The sequence below is a fragment of the Klebsiella huaxiensis genome (assembly GCF_003261575.2).
Taxonomy (GTDB): Bacteria; Pseudomonadota; Gammaproteobacteria; order Enterobacterales; family Enterobacteriaceae; genus Klebsiella; species Klebsiella huaxiensis.
Window position 1 is genome coordinate 2591765 of record NZ_CP036175.1, and the last position, 16689, is coordinate 2608453.

17 protein-coding genes are annotated in these 16689 nt (G+C 49.6%); 6 read left to right on the forward strand and 11 right to left on the reverse strand.

The features are described from left to right. Nucleotides 1–69 precede the first annotated feature (69 nt). Nucleotides 70–810: a phosphatase gene (locus tag DA718_RS12330; protein ID WP_112213476.1), complete on the forward strand. Its 741-nt coding sequence runs from the start codon at nt 70–72 to the stop codon at nt 808–810. Nucleotides 811–946: 136 nt separating this feature from the next. Here DA718_RS12330 and DA718_RS12335 read toward each other — a convergent pair whose 3' ends face one another. The 8 genes from DA718_RS12335 to DA718_RS12365 all read right to left on the reverse strand — a co-directional run bounded on the left by DA718_RS12335 (nt 947) and on the right by DA718_RS12365 (nt 8547). Further along, nucleotides 947–1336 carry a PTS fructose transporter subunit IIB gene (locus tag DA718_RS12335; protein WP_112213477.1) on the reverse strand — a complete coding sequence of 130 codons (390 nt, stop codon included), beginning with the start codon at nt 1334–1336 and terminating at the stop codon, nt 947–949. Continuing rightward, nucleotides 1333–2187 (reverse strand): helix-turn-helix domain-containing protein, encoded by an 855-nt coding sequence (locus DA718_RS12340; RefSeq protein WP_112213478.1) that lies wholly within the window; start codon nt 2185–2187, stop codon nt 1333–1335. The genes DA718_RS12335 and DA718_RS12340 overlap by 4 nt, the downstream gene beginning before the upstream one ends. A 1-nt stretch (nt 2188) precedes the next feature. Further along, nucleotides 2189–3208 carry a PTS fructose transporter subunit IIC gene (locus DA718_RS12345; RefSeq protein ID WP_112213479.1) on the reverse strand — a complete coding sequence of 340 codons (1020 nt, stop codon included), beginning with the start codon at nt 3206–3208 and terminating at the stop codon, nt 2189–2191. 23 nt (nt 3209–3231) lie between these two features. Beyond that, nucleotides 3232–5733, reverse strand: a complete 2502-nt coding sequence (gene ptsP / locus DA718_RS12350) for a phosphoenolpyruvate--protein phosphotransferase (RefSeq protein ID WP_112213480.1) — start codon at nt 5731–5733, stop codon at nt 3232–3234. Between the two features lie 413 nt (nt 5734–6146). Further along, nucleotides 6147–6359 (reverse strand): cold shock-like protein CspF, encoded by a 213-nt coding sequence (gene cspF / locus DA718_RS12355; RefSeq protein ID WP_112213481.1) that lies wholly within the window; start codon nt 6357–6359, stop codon nt 6147–6149. 186 nt (nt 6360–6545) lie between these two features. After that, the gene (locus tag DA718_RS30645) at nt 6546–6749 is read right to left on the reverse strand and encodes a YnfU family zinc-binding protein (RefSeq protein WP_323808951.1); all 204 of its coding nucleotides are present in this window, start codon (nt 6747–6749) and stop codon (nt 6546–6548) included. Between the two features lie 141 nt (nt 6750–6890). Continuing rightward, entirely contained in the window at nt 6891–7739 is an 849-nt protein-coding gene (locus DA718_RS12360) for an HAD-IIB family hydrolase (RefSeq protein WP_167492758.1), read from the reverse strand. Continuing rightward, a complete protein-coding gene (locus DA718_RS12365) occupies nt 7732–8547 on the reverse strand; it encodes a GntR family transcriptional regulator (protein ID WP_112213483.1) in 816 nt (271 codons plus the stop codon). Before DA718_RS12365 ends, DA718_RS12360 begins: the two co-directional genes overlap by 8 nt. Nucleotides 8548–8680: 133 nt before the next feature. Here DA718_RS12365 and DA718_RS12370 point away from each other — a divergent pair, with 133 nt between their 5' ends. After that, the gene (locus tag DA718_RS12370; RefSeq protein WP_112213484.1) at nt 8681–9742 is read left to right on the forward strand and encodes a glycoside hydrolase family 88 protein; all 1062 of its coding nucleotides are present in this window, start codon (nt 8681–8683) and stop codon (nt 9740–9742) included. A gap of 97 nt (nt 9743–9839) precedes the next feature. Here the strand turns inward: DA718_RS12370 and DA718_RS12375 are convergent, their stop codons facing one another. The 3 genes from DA718_RS12375 to DA718_RS12385 all read right to left on the reverse strand — a co-directional run bounded on the left by DA718_RS12375 (nt 9840) and on the right by DA718_RS12385 (nt 13510). Next, nucleotides 9840–11117, reverse strand: coding sequence for an MFS transporter (locus tag DA718_RS12375; RefSeq protein WP_112213485.1), 1278 nt, complete (start codon nt 11115–11117; stop codon nt 9840–9842). A gap of 76 nt (nt 11118–11193) precedes the next feature. Beyond that, nucleotides 11194–11949, reverse strand: a complete 756-nt coding sequence (locus DA718_RS12380) for an enoyl-CoA hydratase/isomerase family protein (protein ID WP_112213486.1) — start codon at nt 11947–11949, stop codon at nt 11194–11196. 1 nt (nt 11950) lies between these two features. Beyond that, nucleotides 11951–13510: an acyl CoA:acetate/3-ketoacid CoA transferase gene (locus DA718_RS12385; RefSeq protein ID WP_112213487.1), complete on the reverse strand. Its 1560-nt coding sequence runs from the start codon at nt 13508–13510 to the stop codon at nt 11951–11953. Nucleotides 13511–13938: 428 nt separating this feature from the next. Here DA718_RS12385 and DA718_RS12390 point away from each other — a divergent pair, with 428 nt between their 5' ends. From DA718_RS12390 to DA718_RS12405, 4 genes are read left to right on the forward strand one after another with little or no spacing between them, the layout of a single operon-like run. Next, nucleotides 13939–14385: a PTS sugar transporter subunit IIA gene (locus tag DA718_RS12390; RefSeq protein WP_112213488.1), complete on the forward strand. Its 447-nt coding sequence runs from the start codon at nt 13939–13941 to the stop codon at nt 14383–14385. Between the two features lie 13 nt (nt 14386–14398). After that, nucleotides 14399–14893: a PTS sugar transporter subunit IIB gene (locus DA718_RS12395; protein WP_112213489.1), complete on the forward strand. Its 495-nt coding sequence runs from the start codon at nt 14399–14401 to the stop codon at nt 14891–14893. A gap of 24 nt (nt 14894–14917) precedes the next feature. Continuing rightward, on the forward strand, nt 14918–15757 hold the full coding sequence (locus DA718_RS12400) for a PTS sugar transporter subunit IIC (protein WP_112213490.1): 840 nt from the start codon (nt 14918–14920) through the stop codon (nt 15755–15757). A 44-nt stretch (nt 15758–15801) separates the two neighbouring features. After that, nucleotides 15802–16659: a PTS system mannose/fructose/sorbose family transporter subunit IID gene (locus DA718_RS12405; RefSeq protein ID WP_112213507.1), complete on the forward strand. Its 858-nt coding sequence runs from the start codon at nt 15802–15804 to the stop codon at nt 16657–16659. Nucleotides 16660–16689: the final 30 nt, after the last annotated feature.

Here is a 16689-nt window from a genome sequence, read left to right on the forward strand (position 1 = left end):
CGCACAAGCAACTTGAAGTATGACGGGAATATACGCTAAGGGGCCGCTTTTCATTAAGGGAGAGATAAAATGTATCCCGTCGATCTTCATATGCATACCCTGGCCAGCACCCACGCCTACAGCACGGTGCATGACTATATCGCCGCCGCGGTGCGGAATCATATTCGCCTGATCGCCATCACCGACCATGGCCCGGAAATGGTTGATGCGCCGCATCCGTTCCACTTCAATAATTTGCGCGTACTGCCGCGCATTGCCGATGGGGTGGGGATCCTGCGCGGCATTGAGGCCAATATCAAACCCGGCGGTGAGACCGATTGCAGCGACAAAATGCGCGCGTCGCTGGATTTAGTGATTGCTGGATTCCACAAGCAGGTGTTTGCGCCTGCGGACATTACCACCAATACCGACGCGCTGATTGCAGTGATAGCGAGCGGGAAGGTGCATATCATCAGCCACCCCGGTAACCCGGAGTATCCGATTGATATCCCGGCGGTGGTGGCCGCGGCGAAGGAGTGTCATGTGGCACTGGAGGTCAATAACGCCTCTTTTGTCCAGTCGCGCCAGGGCAGCGAGGGGAACTGTCGCAAAATTGTCGCCGCTGTGCGCGATAGCGGTGGGCTTCTCTCGTTGGGTAGTGATTCACACAGCGCGTTTTCTCTGGGGGACTTTAGCGCCTGTCAGCATCTGCTGGTGGGGGCTGATTTTCCACCATCAAGGATCCTGAATACCTCAGTGCGTCAGGTATTAGCGTTTCTTGAACAGCGCGGAGGGGAGAGAATTCAGGCGCTTTATACTTTGCTGGATTGAAATGGTTTGTGAATTAAACCCCCACCCCAACCCTCTCCTTTAAAAAGGGAGAGGGTGTACGCTGTGCCCGTGCGGCTTTGAGTCTGGACGATTATAGCCCGGAACAGGTGTGCAGCACCGCCTCCGGGAACACCGTCTACAGGTCAATAACGTTGCCTCTCGGCAGATTCAGCGACTTGCGCATGGCGGCGATAACCTCCGCTGGTTTAAGCAGCAGTGAATTAATGCAGACGTTCAGAATACGACAGCCGTCGAAACGTGAGGGGTTATCGATCGTAATGTCGGAGGCAATAATAGCGAGCTCTGACTCGAAAATATCTTTATCGGTAATTGGGTTCTTAAGCCCCAGCACGCCCTGGGTTTCTATTTTGATCGCAAAGTGATACTGCTTCGCCAGTTTTTCCAGCTGCTCGGCGGCCATATAGGTGTGAGCCACGCCGGTCGCGCATGCGGTCACCGCCACAATATGCAGATTACGTTCGCTGGAGAAGGGCTGGATCTCATCTCTTCCTGCACGAGTGGTCATAAGCTTGCTCCCTTATTTTTGCGCCGGTACTCGAGCGGCGTACAGTCGTTGATATCGCGAAATACCTTGCAGAAATAGTTGGTATCAGTGAAACCGCACTTCTCTGAAACCTCGTTTATTTTCAGATTGGTATTGGTTAGCAGCGCTTTCGAGCGCGAGATGCGGGCTAACTTGAGATATTCATTAAATTTCACGTCTGACTCCTTCGAAAACAGACGCGACAGATAGCCGGGAGAGATATTAAAGGTCTCGGCGACGCTCTCCCGGCTAATGTCCGTGTGGTAGTGACTATCGATATGACTCTTAATTTCGTCCAGCAGAGAGAAGGGGCCGCGCTGGTTATTCAGGCCATCGGTAATTTGATACAGCAGGTCGTTAATCAGCGCATAGACAATGTGGGCAAAGGTCTCGCCGGTATTGTCCTGCGCCCACGCCAGGGATTCGGCAAGTTCAAGCAGCCGGTCGCGAACCGTACTGCTGGAGTTTTGCAGATTATACTTCTCCACTTCTTTAAACTGCGTACCGTCCCAGTTGCTGATGCTAAAACCAACGTCCTGCTTCCAGAAAACCACCGACATGCAGATAACCGGGCTTTCCCACTGCGGCGAATTCCAGCTGTTGGCGGGAATATAGGTGATGGTGCCGACCGGACGTTCATATTTAACGATTCGGTCCACGCCTTTCGGCAGCAGCATGCTGAGCGCACCCTTTACCGTCAGCTCGATGCGCGGTACGTGCAGATGATAGGCCATCGCCGGGGCCTGTGCGTTGCCGTTGGCCACCAGTAAGCCTTCGTTTATCGAGCCCTGGGCGCTGAATTCACTGAGGATCGATTGAATAAAAGTCGCCATATTATGCCCGTAGTTTGATAACGGTTTTCAGGACCTTCACCGCAACGGCGGTGGCGATGGTTCCGGCTATCACCGAGACGATATAACCAAAATGGTTACTGACCACCGGTAATACAATTAGCCCGCCCCAGGGCGCGGCGTTAGTTGCGCCAAACCATAAAGAAAGGATCGCCGCGACCGCGCTACCGAACATAATCGCCGGGATCACTCGTACCGGATCCGCCGCCGCAAACGGAATAGCCCCCTCCGTAATCCCCATAAAGCCCATAATCACGGCAGGTTTTCCGGCTTCCCGCTCAACATCATTAAAGATGTCTTTAAACAGAAAGGTCGCCAGCGCCAGCCCCAACGGCGGCGTGCAGTCGGCGACGGCAACCGCCGCCATCAGCTGCGGATTCGTTGAGATCAGCGCAACGGCAAAGAAAAAGGCGGTTTTGTTCATTGGCCCGCCCATGTCGACGGCAATCATGCAGCCAAGAATAGTACCGAGGATAATAAACGACGCGCCCTGCATATTGCCAAGCCAGACGCTAAGCCACTTCATCACTCCGGCAATCGGATCGCCAATAATGTAATACACCGCCATACCGGTGAGGAATGTCCCGATCAGCGGAATAATAAATATCGGTAATACCATGCGCAGAAAATGGGGGATCTTGAGTCGGGCGATCAGGTTCAGCAGGACATAGACTACCAGCCCGGCAATAATCCCTGAGAGCATGCCGCCTAAAAATCCAGCGCCCATTTGATACGCCATTAACCCGCCGATGGCACCCGGCGCGATGCCCGGTTTATCGACCATCGAATAAGCGATAAACCCTGACAGGATGGGAATAAACAGGGTTAAACCCGCCATACCGATTTGCGACATGGCCTTCAGAAAGCCGTGGTCCGGTACTGCCGCTTCTCCGTTGAACATTACCGCCAGCGCCAGCAACACGCCTCCGGCCACCACGAATGGGATCATGTACGACACGCCGGTCATGAAATGCCGCTTGGTATTTTTTAATAGTTTTAACATGTCAGCCTCATAACGTTTGGTGATCAGAAGGCCAGAGTTCTGGATATCAGGTTGTAGAGTGCTTTTGGGTTTTTCATTTCTTTGACCAGACTGACAAATTCATCATTCATCAGCATACGCGCCAGGGTGGAGAAATATTTCATATGCTCATTATCCTGCGCGGAATTGCTGATCGTCAGCATAAACAGGGTATCTACCATCACGTCGCCCCAGGCTATCGGTTGCTTAAGCGTTGCGATGCTAATAGCAGAGTCGTGGATGTAGTCCGTTTGGGCGTGGGGGATGGCAAACCCCGAGCCGACAACGGTAGGAAAAGGCACTTCCCGGGCCCAGATGTCGTCACATAGTCTGTCCCGTTCATCGGTACGCTCACGCAGCCACAGGTTATCGACCATCATTTTGATCGCTTCGTTTTTATCGGCGGCGTCAATATTCCACAGGATCATCTCCGGTGACAGAAGCGGTTTTTTCGCCACTCCGCCGCCCGAGCTTTGCAGTATGGCTTTGACCTGGTCTGCGCGTTGGCTCGCGAGCAGGGTTTGCGTGAGCGTCTGGCAATCGGCAACGTTAAGCTTTCTGAGCGCATTTTTAATCCCTGGGATTGCGGCGCAGTTCATACTCAATTCATCAAAACCGATGCCGATGAGCAGGGGGAGAATGGGGGCGTCGGCGGCTAGTTCGCCGCATAGCCCGATAGGCTTTCCGGCGCGGTGTGCCTCGCTGACCGCAAACTGCAGGGCGCGTAAAAACGGCGGCGCGTAGCTGTCGTAGAGGCTCTTTACCTGAGTATTTCCTCGGTCGGCGGCGAAAAAGTACTGCGTCAGGTCGTTACTGCCAACGCTGAAAAAATCGGCGTGTTCAGCCATTTCCGCCATTGCGAACAGCACCGAGGGAACTTCCAGCATGATACCGAGCGCGATCGCTTCATCGAATGCCAGCCCTTCACCGCGCATCTCCTGTTTGACCGACTCCAGTACCTCCCGGCACCAGATAAGTTCTTCAACTCGCGTAATCATCGGCAACATGATTTTGGCCTGACCTGCCGCCGATGCGATAAGAATCGCCTTCAACTGGGCAACGAAAAGGTCGCGATAGTGCGGATAGGTACGCACTGCCCGGAAGCCGAGAAACGGGTTCTTTTCTTTGTCGCTGCTAAGGTATTCGACGGGCTTATCACCGCCGATGTCAAAGGTGCGAAAGATAACCGTTTTACCCGCAGCCAGAATCACCACCTGTGTGTAAAGGTCGGCCAACTCCTTGCTGGTGGGGGGCGTATCGCGGCCCATAAAGGTTATCTCAGTGCGAAACAGCCCGATGCTTTGTGCGCCATTATCAAAGGCGGCCTGTGCTTCGGCGAGGCTGGCAATGTTCGCAGCGATCTCAATGCGCTGCCCGTCGCCGGTCTGTGCCGGCGTTGAAGCGTTTGCTCGTAACAACTGCTGCATGGCCTGCTGTACGGCAATTTCCTGACGGTAATAGCGCAGCATCTTCTCATCCGGATGGGTAATCAGAATTCCGGGCTCGCCATCAATAATTATCTGCCGCTCAGGCTCAAGCGTGAGCGACGACATATCGATATCAGTCAGGGTTGGAATACTCAATGCTCGCGCCAGGATCGCCGTGTGCGATGTTTTTCCCGTGGACGATAGCACCAGACCGACGATCCGGTTTCTGTCGAGAGCCAGAAACTGGCTGGGTGTCAGGTGGTTGGCGAACACAATCGCCGGTTCTTTGAGCGTAAGCGGCGAGTGTGCCAGCGCCTGTTCGCCATACAGCGTGCAAATAAGCTGCGTGGCGATGTCGAGGATATCCAGCGTTCGCTCCTGAATATAATGGCTGGATGAGCGCTCAAGCATGTGGCAAAAATCGAGAGCGGCCTGGGCGATGGCGGACCAGGCATTGATATTGTTATTAAGATAACCGATCGCCTTATCCCGAAAGGTCATGTCGGTAATTAGCGAGAGATGGGCTTCGATAAGCTCGCGTTCAACGCTGTGGGTTTGTCCAAGGGCCGTCTCTTTTTCTGCGCGCAAAGTGTCTAAACCAGCGATAAGTCGGGCCATTTCATCTTCAAGGCGATCAATGTGGCCCGGATTTCGCGCGATGATGTCGGCGAAAGTGAGGCTTTGCACTACCCGTGGTTTGGCGATCGCCGCGCCTTTATTTATGCGGGTTCCCTGAATAACCTGCGGGTTCAGCTCCCGCAGGCAGCGGGGCAGATAGCCCAGGCTGGTCACTGGTTCAGGTGCAAGGCTAAATGTCGGCAGGTCGCAAAGCAGAGCGTGAAGCTGTGCGGCGGCGTTCTGTTCATCATTGCCGCTCAGTGAGATACGACATTCGTCATTTAACAGCGTGTCGGTAGCTATCAGCGAAAGGGCGCTTTTCGCGTTGGCCTGCAGGCCGGTGCGGGTGTTCTCCCAGTCGATAGTGGCCTGGAATAAATGACATAATCGCGCGATGTATCCAGCAGGCCTGGCGTGTATACCTTCACTTAGCTCGCATATATAAGTTAGGACCACCGCCATTTCGACTCCTGAGCGCTTTCGTGCACGACAATGAACTGCTGGATCCCGCTATCTTTCCCTGTTCGTGCTGGTGATGACATAGTAAAAAAGTCACCTTTACTTAAAAATAGTAACCTGATTGTGATTTTGTGACTTTTGTCATATTTATAGCGGATGAATCCTCGGCTTATTTCTTTGATTTACGTTGCTTTTTTGTTTCTGAGTTTTACGATGAGTTTGAGATGTGGGTCACAAATTTTAAGCGGAAGGATGGATTAATTAGTGCGAATTCTACTTATAGAAAACGACTTCACGGCGTTGCTCGTGGCAGGTATTTTTTTTCATTGGGGAAAGCCAAATATTCGGGGTGGATATCCTAAGACTTCTGGCAGCATTAATTATGCTGGGCGGGAGGGCCAGCATTTTGGGTAATTTCAGGAAAGATAAACATTCGCGGCGGTCGGACCACACAGTCCGTTTACTCGACGAAACTCTACGCGAATACCGGGACGGATTGTGGTTGACTCACCGGGGGATAATGCGGAAATATGAACCTGAACGTCTTTACGACCATCGGAGGGGATTATCAGACCTTTGCCTGTTTTACTATCAAATGTTTTGACAATACCTGTCATTTTTTGGAACAAAGAAATACCTTTTAAATATGCAAGCCGGGACGGCTATACAGTAAGTAAACGGGATGTCTATTTAAATCGAAATAAAACCCGCATGCTTGCGGGCTTTACCGCAGCCCAAAAAATTTAAACGCGTTATCAGCGCTGGCTGATTATTGTTCAATCATGCGAAGCAATCGGCATCTGGTAAGGGATAGGTTATGCGGCGGTTCTGGATGAAGACTGGAAGAGCTTATGGCAATAGGGGCAAATGAGCTGAGCACCTTTTTGTACTCGGCTAAAACTGTGCTCTGAATCCTGGGAGCAATTAGGACAGGAGCATTTTACGAGATAATTACGGCGAGTTTTAGCATCTTTGCGTTCTGACATATGATATTTCCTGATTGAAGGGCTTACGACCATACAGTACTTTGCTGTAAATAGCTCTTTCTGATTACCCTGTGGTGGAAATAGTTGCTATTAGCCTGGTGTTAAAAGCAGGCATATTGAAGTATTCACCATACTGGCTCGTATAGAGCCAGCATCTGAATTTGTTTGAATTCATTATCTCTGCGTTTCCGCTTCGATGAATTTCACCACCGAATCCTGGTCACAGGAGGGGATTACCTGCGTTGCTAGCTTTTTGGCTTCCGGAATCGCATTTTGCGGAACGTAGCATCGATCGGCGCTGGCAAGCATCGGCAGATCGTTATAGTTATCGCCAAAAGCCACCACTTCATCAACGCCCAGATGCTGTTTGAGATGGTGAATTGCCGAGTGCTTAGATGTTGAATCGGTAAGAATATTCATAAAATAAACATCGCCCTGCGCGTGATACAGGTCACGATTTAACAGGCAGTGAATATCATGAATGGTATTGACCGACTTTTGCAGCGGCGTCAGTCTGTCGTACTCATCGTAGGCGACAAAATACAACGGTAGGTATTCTGGTGGTAGCGCTGAGAAGTGCTCAATTTTAAAAATATTGTCTTTTAAAAAGGGTGCTTTGCTCTTAATAAAATGCTGGCTTAGGGCATGGCTTTTCGCGGTATAAAAAAGCGCATATTCGCTACCGTTGATGCAGTACAGGAAGCCGTCATTATTGAACTCATTCAGCTTTTCCGCTATCTGCTCAATAAGTCGTTGCGGCAGGACGGAGGCCTGAATAATGGTGTCGGTCTGCATATCAAAGGTTAACAGACCGTCGCTGAATACGCCCGGGCAGGAAAACTTAGCATCACCCAACAGCATTTTGACTGAGCTTAACGTTCTGCCGGTGGCGCAAGTAAACAGAATGCCATTTTTAGCGAAGTTGCTAATGGCTTCACGGGTATAGGCGGAAAGTTTTCCTTCTTTGTTGAGCAGAGTTCCGTCAAGATCGCTGATATAAAGGGTTTTCTTTATTTTAGTCATCGGCATATACCGTCATTGAAAACTGATAGAATTTGGGATTCATAGTGGCGACGAAATATTCAGCCGCTTGATCGTTATCCATAAAGGCTACTCGTGAGACCGAAATAATGGCGGAGCCAACCGGCAATCCAAGGTGGAGAGACTCTTCAATTGTTGAATTTCTCACCTGCAGCTGCTGCTCACCTTTATAAATCGGATGCGGGAGCGATTTATCAAATAGCGTCATCAGGGAGTGAGATAAATCATAGGTTTCAAGTTCAGGCAATAACGCGACCGGAACCCAAGATACCTGGTGAGCAATTGGCTGCTCGGCAGCGTAGTGCAGCCGTTCAATGCAAAAGCACTCCGAGTCTGCGGGCAGCTTCAGTTCTGCGTTTACCCGTTCATTGACTATCCGACTAAAGTTAATTGTCCTGGTTGAAGGTTTCATACCCGCAGCCAGAAGATCATCGGTAAAGAATCCGCGCAGACGATTTAAACGCTGGACCGGCGGTAATTTCCGCAAGCGTAGTCTGCCGCGTGATTTTGGCCGAACCACGATATTTTCACTAATCAGCGCATCGAGCGCGCGCCTGACGGTAATACGGCTGACGCCAAATTTCTCAGTGATTTCTTTTTCCGTAGGGAGATCGTCCTCTACGTTGAAGGATTGATGGAACCAGTTTTCCAGCAAATCACGTAGTTGATGGAAGAGCGGAACCGGGCTTGAGACGTCCAGCAGGGAATAATTTCCTTCAGATTCATTTGGTAACGACAAAGCACGACCTCGATTTCTCTGTAATACACTAATGTTATATGTATAGCACATTCGGACTCAGAAAAAATGACTTTAGCTGCAGGGTAATCAGGATCACATTTTTTTTCTCTTTATTTGACTCAATGTCATAACATAAATACATTGATGGTGAGTTACTAAATTCTTATTGAAAAGAGAGGAAAAAATGGACTGGCTAGATACAGCTATCACCGTTTGTACACGTAAAGCACAGCGCAATGCGGCAAAATTTACCGATTTTCCCCATGTTACAGAGCAGGGGAAATACGGCTTCACTCCTGACGGCGTGTGGACAGGTGGCTTCTGGGCTGGAGTCTTGTGGTTGAGCTGGCAGCACACTCAGGATCCGCAACTGCTGGAACGCGCAACGTACTTCACCCAGCGCTTACTGCCGCGCGCGCAGGATGCCTGTAATCATGATTTGGGCTTTATGTTTTATCCTGGCGCCATTACCGGCTGGCGGCTGACAGGAAATGAAGAATGGAAGCAGGCGGCGATTCAGGCTGCGCACAGCCTGGCGGCTCAGTTTAATCCGCTGGGGGGATTTATTCCCGGCTGGGGATTCTTCGGCGGTAAAGAGTGGTCGAACAGTGTGCTGATCGATACCCTGATGAACCTGCCGCTGTTGGTCTGGGCGGTTAAGCAGGGAGCTGCTCCTGAATTGCTTAACGTGGTACGCATTCATACGCAAAAAGCGCTTTCCCACCATCTGCGTGCAAACGGCTCCGTATATCATGTTTTCCATTTTGATGAGAACGGAAACGGGGTGCGCGGCGATACTTATCAGGGGCTACGGGCGGACAGCTGCTGGGCCAGAGGACAGGGCTGGGCGGTTGCGGGCCTGGCTATGCTGGCGGCGGAACTGGATGATGCCGTCTATCTAGCCGCCGCAGAAAAGGTGGCAAACTTTATCATCGACAACCTGCCTTCAGACCATATCCCGCAGTGGGATTATGATGCCGACGCTGATTCTCCCAAAGATGCATCCGCAGGGGCGATTAGCGCGTATGGGCTGCTCAGACTGTATAAGTTGACAGGCAAGGATCGGTATAAGTCGGCGGCGGTTCTGATGCTGCAGGCCCTCAGCCGTGATTGTCTGCTGGAAGAACATGAGGGAATACTGGCCCATTCAACCGCCGATTTGCCGCATGGTTTAGGTATCGATCAGGCCACCGGATACGGCGATTATTATTTTCTGAAAGCGCTGATGGAATTAAAGAACCTGTAGTGATTCACCGCGATTAAATATAAAAAGGCCTGTTGCTACAGGCCTTTTTGTGTTGCGTATTAACTGTAGGCCCGTTTACACAGGCCTGTATTTACTATTATACCGACAGCTGTTTTTTTGACGTTGTATCATGCGCCGCAGGCATGCAAATAGACTTACCTAAGATTGCACAACCAAGCAGACACACTGCCATCAGAATGTAAGAAGTGGTTGTTGAATCAGTTAATGCATTCAGGTATCCCACAAGATAAGCGCCGAGGAATGCTCCGAGTGAACCGCAGCAGTTAATCAAACCTGTCGCGCCACCAACCATTGAGCTTGGCAGAACATCGGCAATCGAGGCGAAAAATGAACCAAACGGAATATACATGCAGATTCCGGCGATGGTCAGCAGCGAATAAGAGAGCCAAAAATGGTCGGTACCGGTCGCGGACAAAATGGCAAAGCAAACTGCGGCCACAGCAATCGGCCAGACGATAAACGGTACGCGCTGCTGGTATTTATCGCTTAGCCAGGCAGCAAGTAGCATAAAGACTACAGCCAGACCGTAAGGCAACGAAGCCAGCCAACCGGTATGAGACATTGACGTCGATGAGGCACGGATAATCGACGGTAACCACATCAGGAAGCCGTAATAGCCAATACTTTGCAGGAATAACCAACCTGCCAGCTTGATGACGTTTGCCGAACGGAAAACCATCCCGTAGCTGGTCATCGCTGGTTTTTGCTGTTGCTCAGCCTGTAATGTTTGTTCAATAGCCTGTTTCTCACCTTTATTTAACCATGAAACATCCGCCGGGCGATCGCGAATCAACAGGTACCAGGCTACCGCCCAGGCGATAGCGGGCGCACCCTGTACGATAAACATATGTCGCCAACCCCAGTTATCAATCAGGTAGCCTGAAAGAATAGACATCCACAGAATAGTTATCGGGTTGCCAAGCAGGAAGATAGTATTCGCTTTCGATCGCTCTTTTTTGCTAAACCAGCGGGCGGTCAGTACCAGCAAAGAAGGCATCACAACAGCCTCCACCACGCCAAGCGCAAAACGAATGGCAATCAGCGTCGGAATACTATGCACCATCCCGGTTGCCGTTGCGCAAATACCCCAAATAATAAGACTAAAGGCTAATAGTTTTCGCACGCTTGTGCGTTCGGCCAGAATTCCTCCTGGAATCTGAAATAAAAAATAACCTAAGAAAAATAAAGCGCCAATTAAAGATGACAGACCCTTACTAATACCCAGGTCATCATTGATTCCCGCCGCAGCGGCGAAACTATAATTTGCTTTATCAAGGAAGGCTAAACTGTATGTAATAAATACCACCGGCATAATAAACCACCAGCGGCGAGGGGATAGCACGGAGCTTTCCATATCAGTACCTCTGAAATAGATGGGGGGATTTTAGTTTTTTAGCCTTCACCCGGCAATGGGTGAAGGTTTGAAGCAATCAGGATTTATTAAAGAAAGCGTTCTGTGCCTCTTTTTGCGCCGCAGCTCCCCAGAGGCGGCTAACGCCGCTGGCTTCGATCTGCTGGCCTTGTTCGAGGTCGCTGCTATCCGCCGCCTGAACAACTTCCTTCAGGGTACGCAGTGCGGGTGAATAGTGCTGACACACCGCAGCGACATATTGATTTACGCCATCATCCAGATGTTCGGGAGAAAATAGCTGGTTGATGAGGCCTATCTGTAAGGCCCGCTCGGCAGTGACTGGCAGCCCGCTAAACATAATTTCTCTCGCCAGAGATTGACCTACGAGACGGGGGAGGCGCTGTGTGCCACCCCAGCCAGGATGGTTGCCAAGATTAATTTCCGGGTTACCGAAGCTGGCGCGCGTTGAGGCGAAGCGCATATCGCAGGCTAATGCCAGTTCAAGCCCGCCGCCGAGGGCAAAGCCATCAACTACTGCGATGGTTGGCATCGGGAAATATTCGATTTCATCGAAGATCTGTTGTCCCCAGCGCATATGGTCGTAGGCTTGTGCAGGCGTAAATCCGGTCTGTTCTTTAATATCGGCCCCCGCGCTAAATGCCTTGTCACCTGCACCGCGAATAAGCAATATTTTAAGCTCGGGTTCATCGCGCAGAGTATGTAACGCATCGCGCAATTCCTGAAGTAAGGCTTTACTTAACGCGTTGCGTTTTTCCGGGCGATTGAGGGTCAGTGTGAAACAGTGACCAGCACGGTCTATGTTTAATACGCTCATTTCAGGCCTCCACTGCTGATTTTTCGCGAGTTAGCGACTCAAATAAATGTGGAGACATTTTGCGCAGCTCTGCTGAGATAAGTGGACGGAAATCCATCTGCGCCAGGATGTCTTTTTCCAGGTCAACACCTGGCGCGATTTCAGTGAGCACAATACCTTTATCGCTTAGCTCAAAAACGCAACGCTCTGTGACATAGCTCACCGGTTGGTTACGTTTACGTGCGTAAACCGCGCTAAAGGAAATTTGCTCAAGGGTATCCACGAACTTGCGTGCGTGACCTTCCGTTTCGATAGTGACGCCATGGGCTCCGAATTGCTGCTGCTGTTTACCGGCTTTAAAGGTACCGACGAATACCACTCGTTTTGCACCTTGGGAAATATTTACAAACCCGCCAATACCGGCGACGCGACCACCAAACTTACTGACGTTTACGTTGCCGTTCTGATCTACTTCTGCAAATGAGAGGATCGCGATATCCAGACCGCCGCCGTCGTACCAGTCGAACTGATAACCTGCATCCAGCATCGCTTGTTGGTTACGAACCATGCCGAAGTCGGATCCAGTTGCCGGTATGCCACCAATGTGACCCTGTTCCAGGGTAAAGGTGACAGAGTCACCAAGCCCTTGCTCCGCAAGAACCGACGCGACGCCATCCGGCATCCCATAGCCAAGGTTAACGACGTCGCCAGGACGAAGTTCCTGAGCCGCTCTGCGAGCAATGACTTTTCTGGCATTCATCGGCAACACCGGCAGACTACCGCCGGGGATTTTCAACGTGCCCGTCAGACTTGGGTCGGCTACGGTGGCGAAAGAGAGACGTTGGGCATCATGGACGACAACCGCGTCGATCAGCACACCTGGCACTTTGACTGTCCGTGGGTCCAGACTTCCGCGTCCGGCCAGGTATTTCACCTGAGCAATAACTATGCCGCCGGAGTTTTTCGCCGCTTGTGCGGCAGAAAGCGTTTCCGCATACAGTCCCTCATCTTCCATGGTTAGATTGCCATCTTCGTCGGCAACGCTGCCACGGATAATGGCGACATCAATAGGGAAGGCTTTAAAAAACAGGAAATCCTCGTCTTCGAGTGACATCAGGCGAACATGTTCACCGATGGCTCGCTGGTTGATCTTACCGCCATCAATTCGCGGATCGACAAATGTACCAAGACCGACGCGACTAATCAGTCCTGGCCCATTACCAGCGATAACACGCAGCAGGTGCGACATGACGCCTTGTGGAAGGCACCAGGCTTCGATCTCATTGTTGACGGCAAGATCCTGCATCTGACGACACCAGCTCCAGTGGCCGCCGATGACTTTGCGCACCATCTGCGAATTGGCAAGATAATCGATACCACCGCCGTGGCCGTCACCCATACCGCTTGGGTGAACGACGGTAAGCTCGCGCGGAGTGTTATTAGTGGCAAAGTGCTGTTTCAGTGCTGCAAGAATATGTCCCGGCTCATTGACTCCACCTCCGGAACCATCCACCAGAATGGTGGCTCCACAAGGGATCTTCGATACAGCCTCATCGGCCGTGCAAATCTTTATTTTTGACATAGTAGTCTCCTTAAGTGTATCGATGTTATACACATATAACATTAATACATGAAGATCGTTTTCTTGTCAGTTGATGCATCTGTGAGGTACCTCACAATCGTCATTCCGGAGAATACGATTGGAAACCACGCTATTCCAGGGAGAACCCGGCCATGTAGTCAGCTGTAATAGAGGAGGGGTTTGCTCTGTTATTGCTTCCGTTCGGCCCTGGCCTGGGATTCTTTCTAATCCATAGTTTTAGAAAGCCATTTTAACCCTGTGCAAATTTCTGCGACTTACATCACTGAATAGGATTCTTTTATCCGCTTAAAATGTATCATACAAATAGTACTTATGTGATGAATGATGCTTGCGATGAATCCAGAAGGTATAGCACATCTGCACAAGTGCTTCTTGTGATCAATTTTTACGATTGAGGAGAAAAGTAGATGAAGTACATTTTGATAGTCAGCCATGGCCATTATGCGCAGGGTATACACAGCGTTCTGGATATGATGGTTGGTTCAGAGCGTGAGGATATTATTAGTGTGAGTCTGAAAGATGGCATGGCCTCAGATCAATTCAAAAGTGAACTCGCGGAGAAAACTGCACATATAACGGCTGGTGATGAAATTTTGCTATTTGGCGATATTATCGGCGGTTCACCGCTGGTTAATACTATCTGCCATCTTGATGAAAGAAATTTACTGAGCAACGCCACCATTTTTGGCGGTGCCAATATGCCCATGGTATTGGGGGCGGCTTTTCTGAAAGATGAAGTGACGATTCATGAATTGGTGCAGGAATTGTTGGCTAATTTAAAAGACACGGTGTCATTAATCGATGTCACTGCCGAAGATTTAACAAAATGCTGTAAAGTTGCTGAAACAATTTAACGAGGACTTCTCAATGGCTATCACGTTTATAAGAATTGATGACCGGATGATACATGGTCAAACATGTATTGCATGGACTGTACAATACCCCTGTACGGGAATTGTTCTGGTCAATGATGCCGCTGCTAGTACGCCGGTACTAAAGAACGCCCTCATCGGCGCCAGCAACCGAAAAACTTTTGTCTGGACATATGAGGAGTGGAAAGCAAAAAAAGAAAAAGTTGTCGCGAGTAAGGATAATTACTTCTTGATTACTAAAGAGCCTATCCTTATGGCGCAAATGCTGGTTGACGATGGCTTTGATCCTGATGGAATGAAAAATATCGTTGTTGGCCCATGCAACGAGCGCCCCGGCACGATTAATGTCGGGAAAAATCAATCCCTGACCGCCGATGAAGCTGCCGCTATTGAAAAAATGCACAACGCTGGATTCAAAGTTGAATTTGCATTAATCAAAGAGGAATCCATCGGTTTCTGGGATAAGTATCGTAGTAAGTTTGGTTATTAATAAATAAAATAGGACTTGCTAATCATGGACATTAATCTTACCCAAGCCTGTATTCTTGGTTTTCTGGCATGTCTTTCGAGCATGCCGGGGATGGCAGGGACAACCATTGGTAACTATACGCTGGGTCGACCACTGGTCGGTGGCTTATTATGTGGTTTAATTCTGGGCGACCTTAAAACCGGTATCATTGTCGGTGCTGCTATTCAGGTTGTCTATATCGCCTTGATCACACCCGGCGGGGCAGTCGCTGCTGACTCACGCGCCATTAGCTATATCGGCATTCCTCTTTCAATTATTGCCATACATAATTTAGGTATTGATCCTGGTTCACCTAACGCCATCCAGATGGCAGTGGCTTTTGGTGCGGCTGTGGGTACAGTTGGTACTGTGCTTTATTACGGTACAGTGATGATTAACCTTATATGGCAGCATATGGGGTTGCGGGCGGTCAATAATCATCAATTTCATCGGTTAAGTTTTATTGATATGGGGTTACCCTGGATAAGTCATATTATAACTAGTTTTATCCCGACAGTTTTTATGACCCTGATGGGATCAAGTATGGTGGATTTTATCAAGGTCAGCCTACCCATGGACGGTATTACGATGAAAACACTGTTTACCGTTGGCAGCCTTTTACCTGCAGTGGGGATCGGTCTGTTGCTAAAACAAATTGTTGAAAGCTACGTTGATATTCTTACGTTTCTGATGGGATTTACTTTGGCAGCAATGATGGGCGTTAATCTGATTGGCGCAACGATTATTGGCGGATTCCTCGGCGTAATGAATTACAAAATACGTATGTCGCGAATGAATAGTGAACCGACAGCGGGTGCGGCTGCTATGGATGAAGAGGATATCTAATCATGAGCCTGACGGTTGAACAAACAAAGGGTGTCTCATATTCAATGAAAGAAGTTGATGAGATATCTCAATCACAAAGAAAATTATCTGCTAAAACGCTAAATAAATCATTCTGGTTATGGTTTTACGGTCACCAGGTTTGCTACTCGCTGGAGTTGATGCAAACACTGGGCTATATGACGGCGATGAATCCTATTATAAATGAACTTTATGATAATGATGAGGATAAAAAGAACGCACTTAACACTTACTCTACGTTCTTTAATACCGAACCGCAGTTAGGGACGGTAATCGTTGGGGTGACCGTGGGTCTGGAAGAAGCCAGGGCTAACGGCGAAAAAATTGATAACGATATGATTGCAGGTATTCGTGCCGGGCTGATGGGGCCTATTGCCGGGATCGGTGACTCGCTGATTATCGGGACGCTCATTCCCATTTTACTTGGGATCGGTCTGGGATTATCTACCGGTGGCTCGCCGCTGGGAGCAATATTCTATATCGTGATGTGGAATCTGATTGCAATTTTCGGTATGCGCTATTTGTATTATAAAGGTTACAAGCTGGGCTGGAAAGCTGTTGACTTTATCGTCGGTAATAAAGCCAGCGCCATTCGCGAATCGATAGCGATGCTAGGTACAATTGTTATTGGTGCGGTGGCGGCGCTATGGGTCAATATCCAGACCTCTTTTGTGATGCTAAATGATAGCGGCGGCACTATTGTTAATCTTCAGCACACGCTGGACTCGATTTTCCCCAAAATATTAACCGCGCTGACAGTTCTACTCTGCTGGTGGTTAATGACCAAGCGCAAAATGGGGCCGACAAAAGTTATGGGATTGCTGGTGTTGATTGCCTTCGCTGGCGTGCTACTGGGCATTTTTGACCCGAAAATATCTTATTAAATGACACATAAATCAACTCGGTTGGTAAAC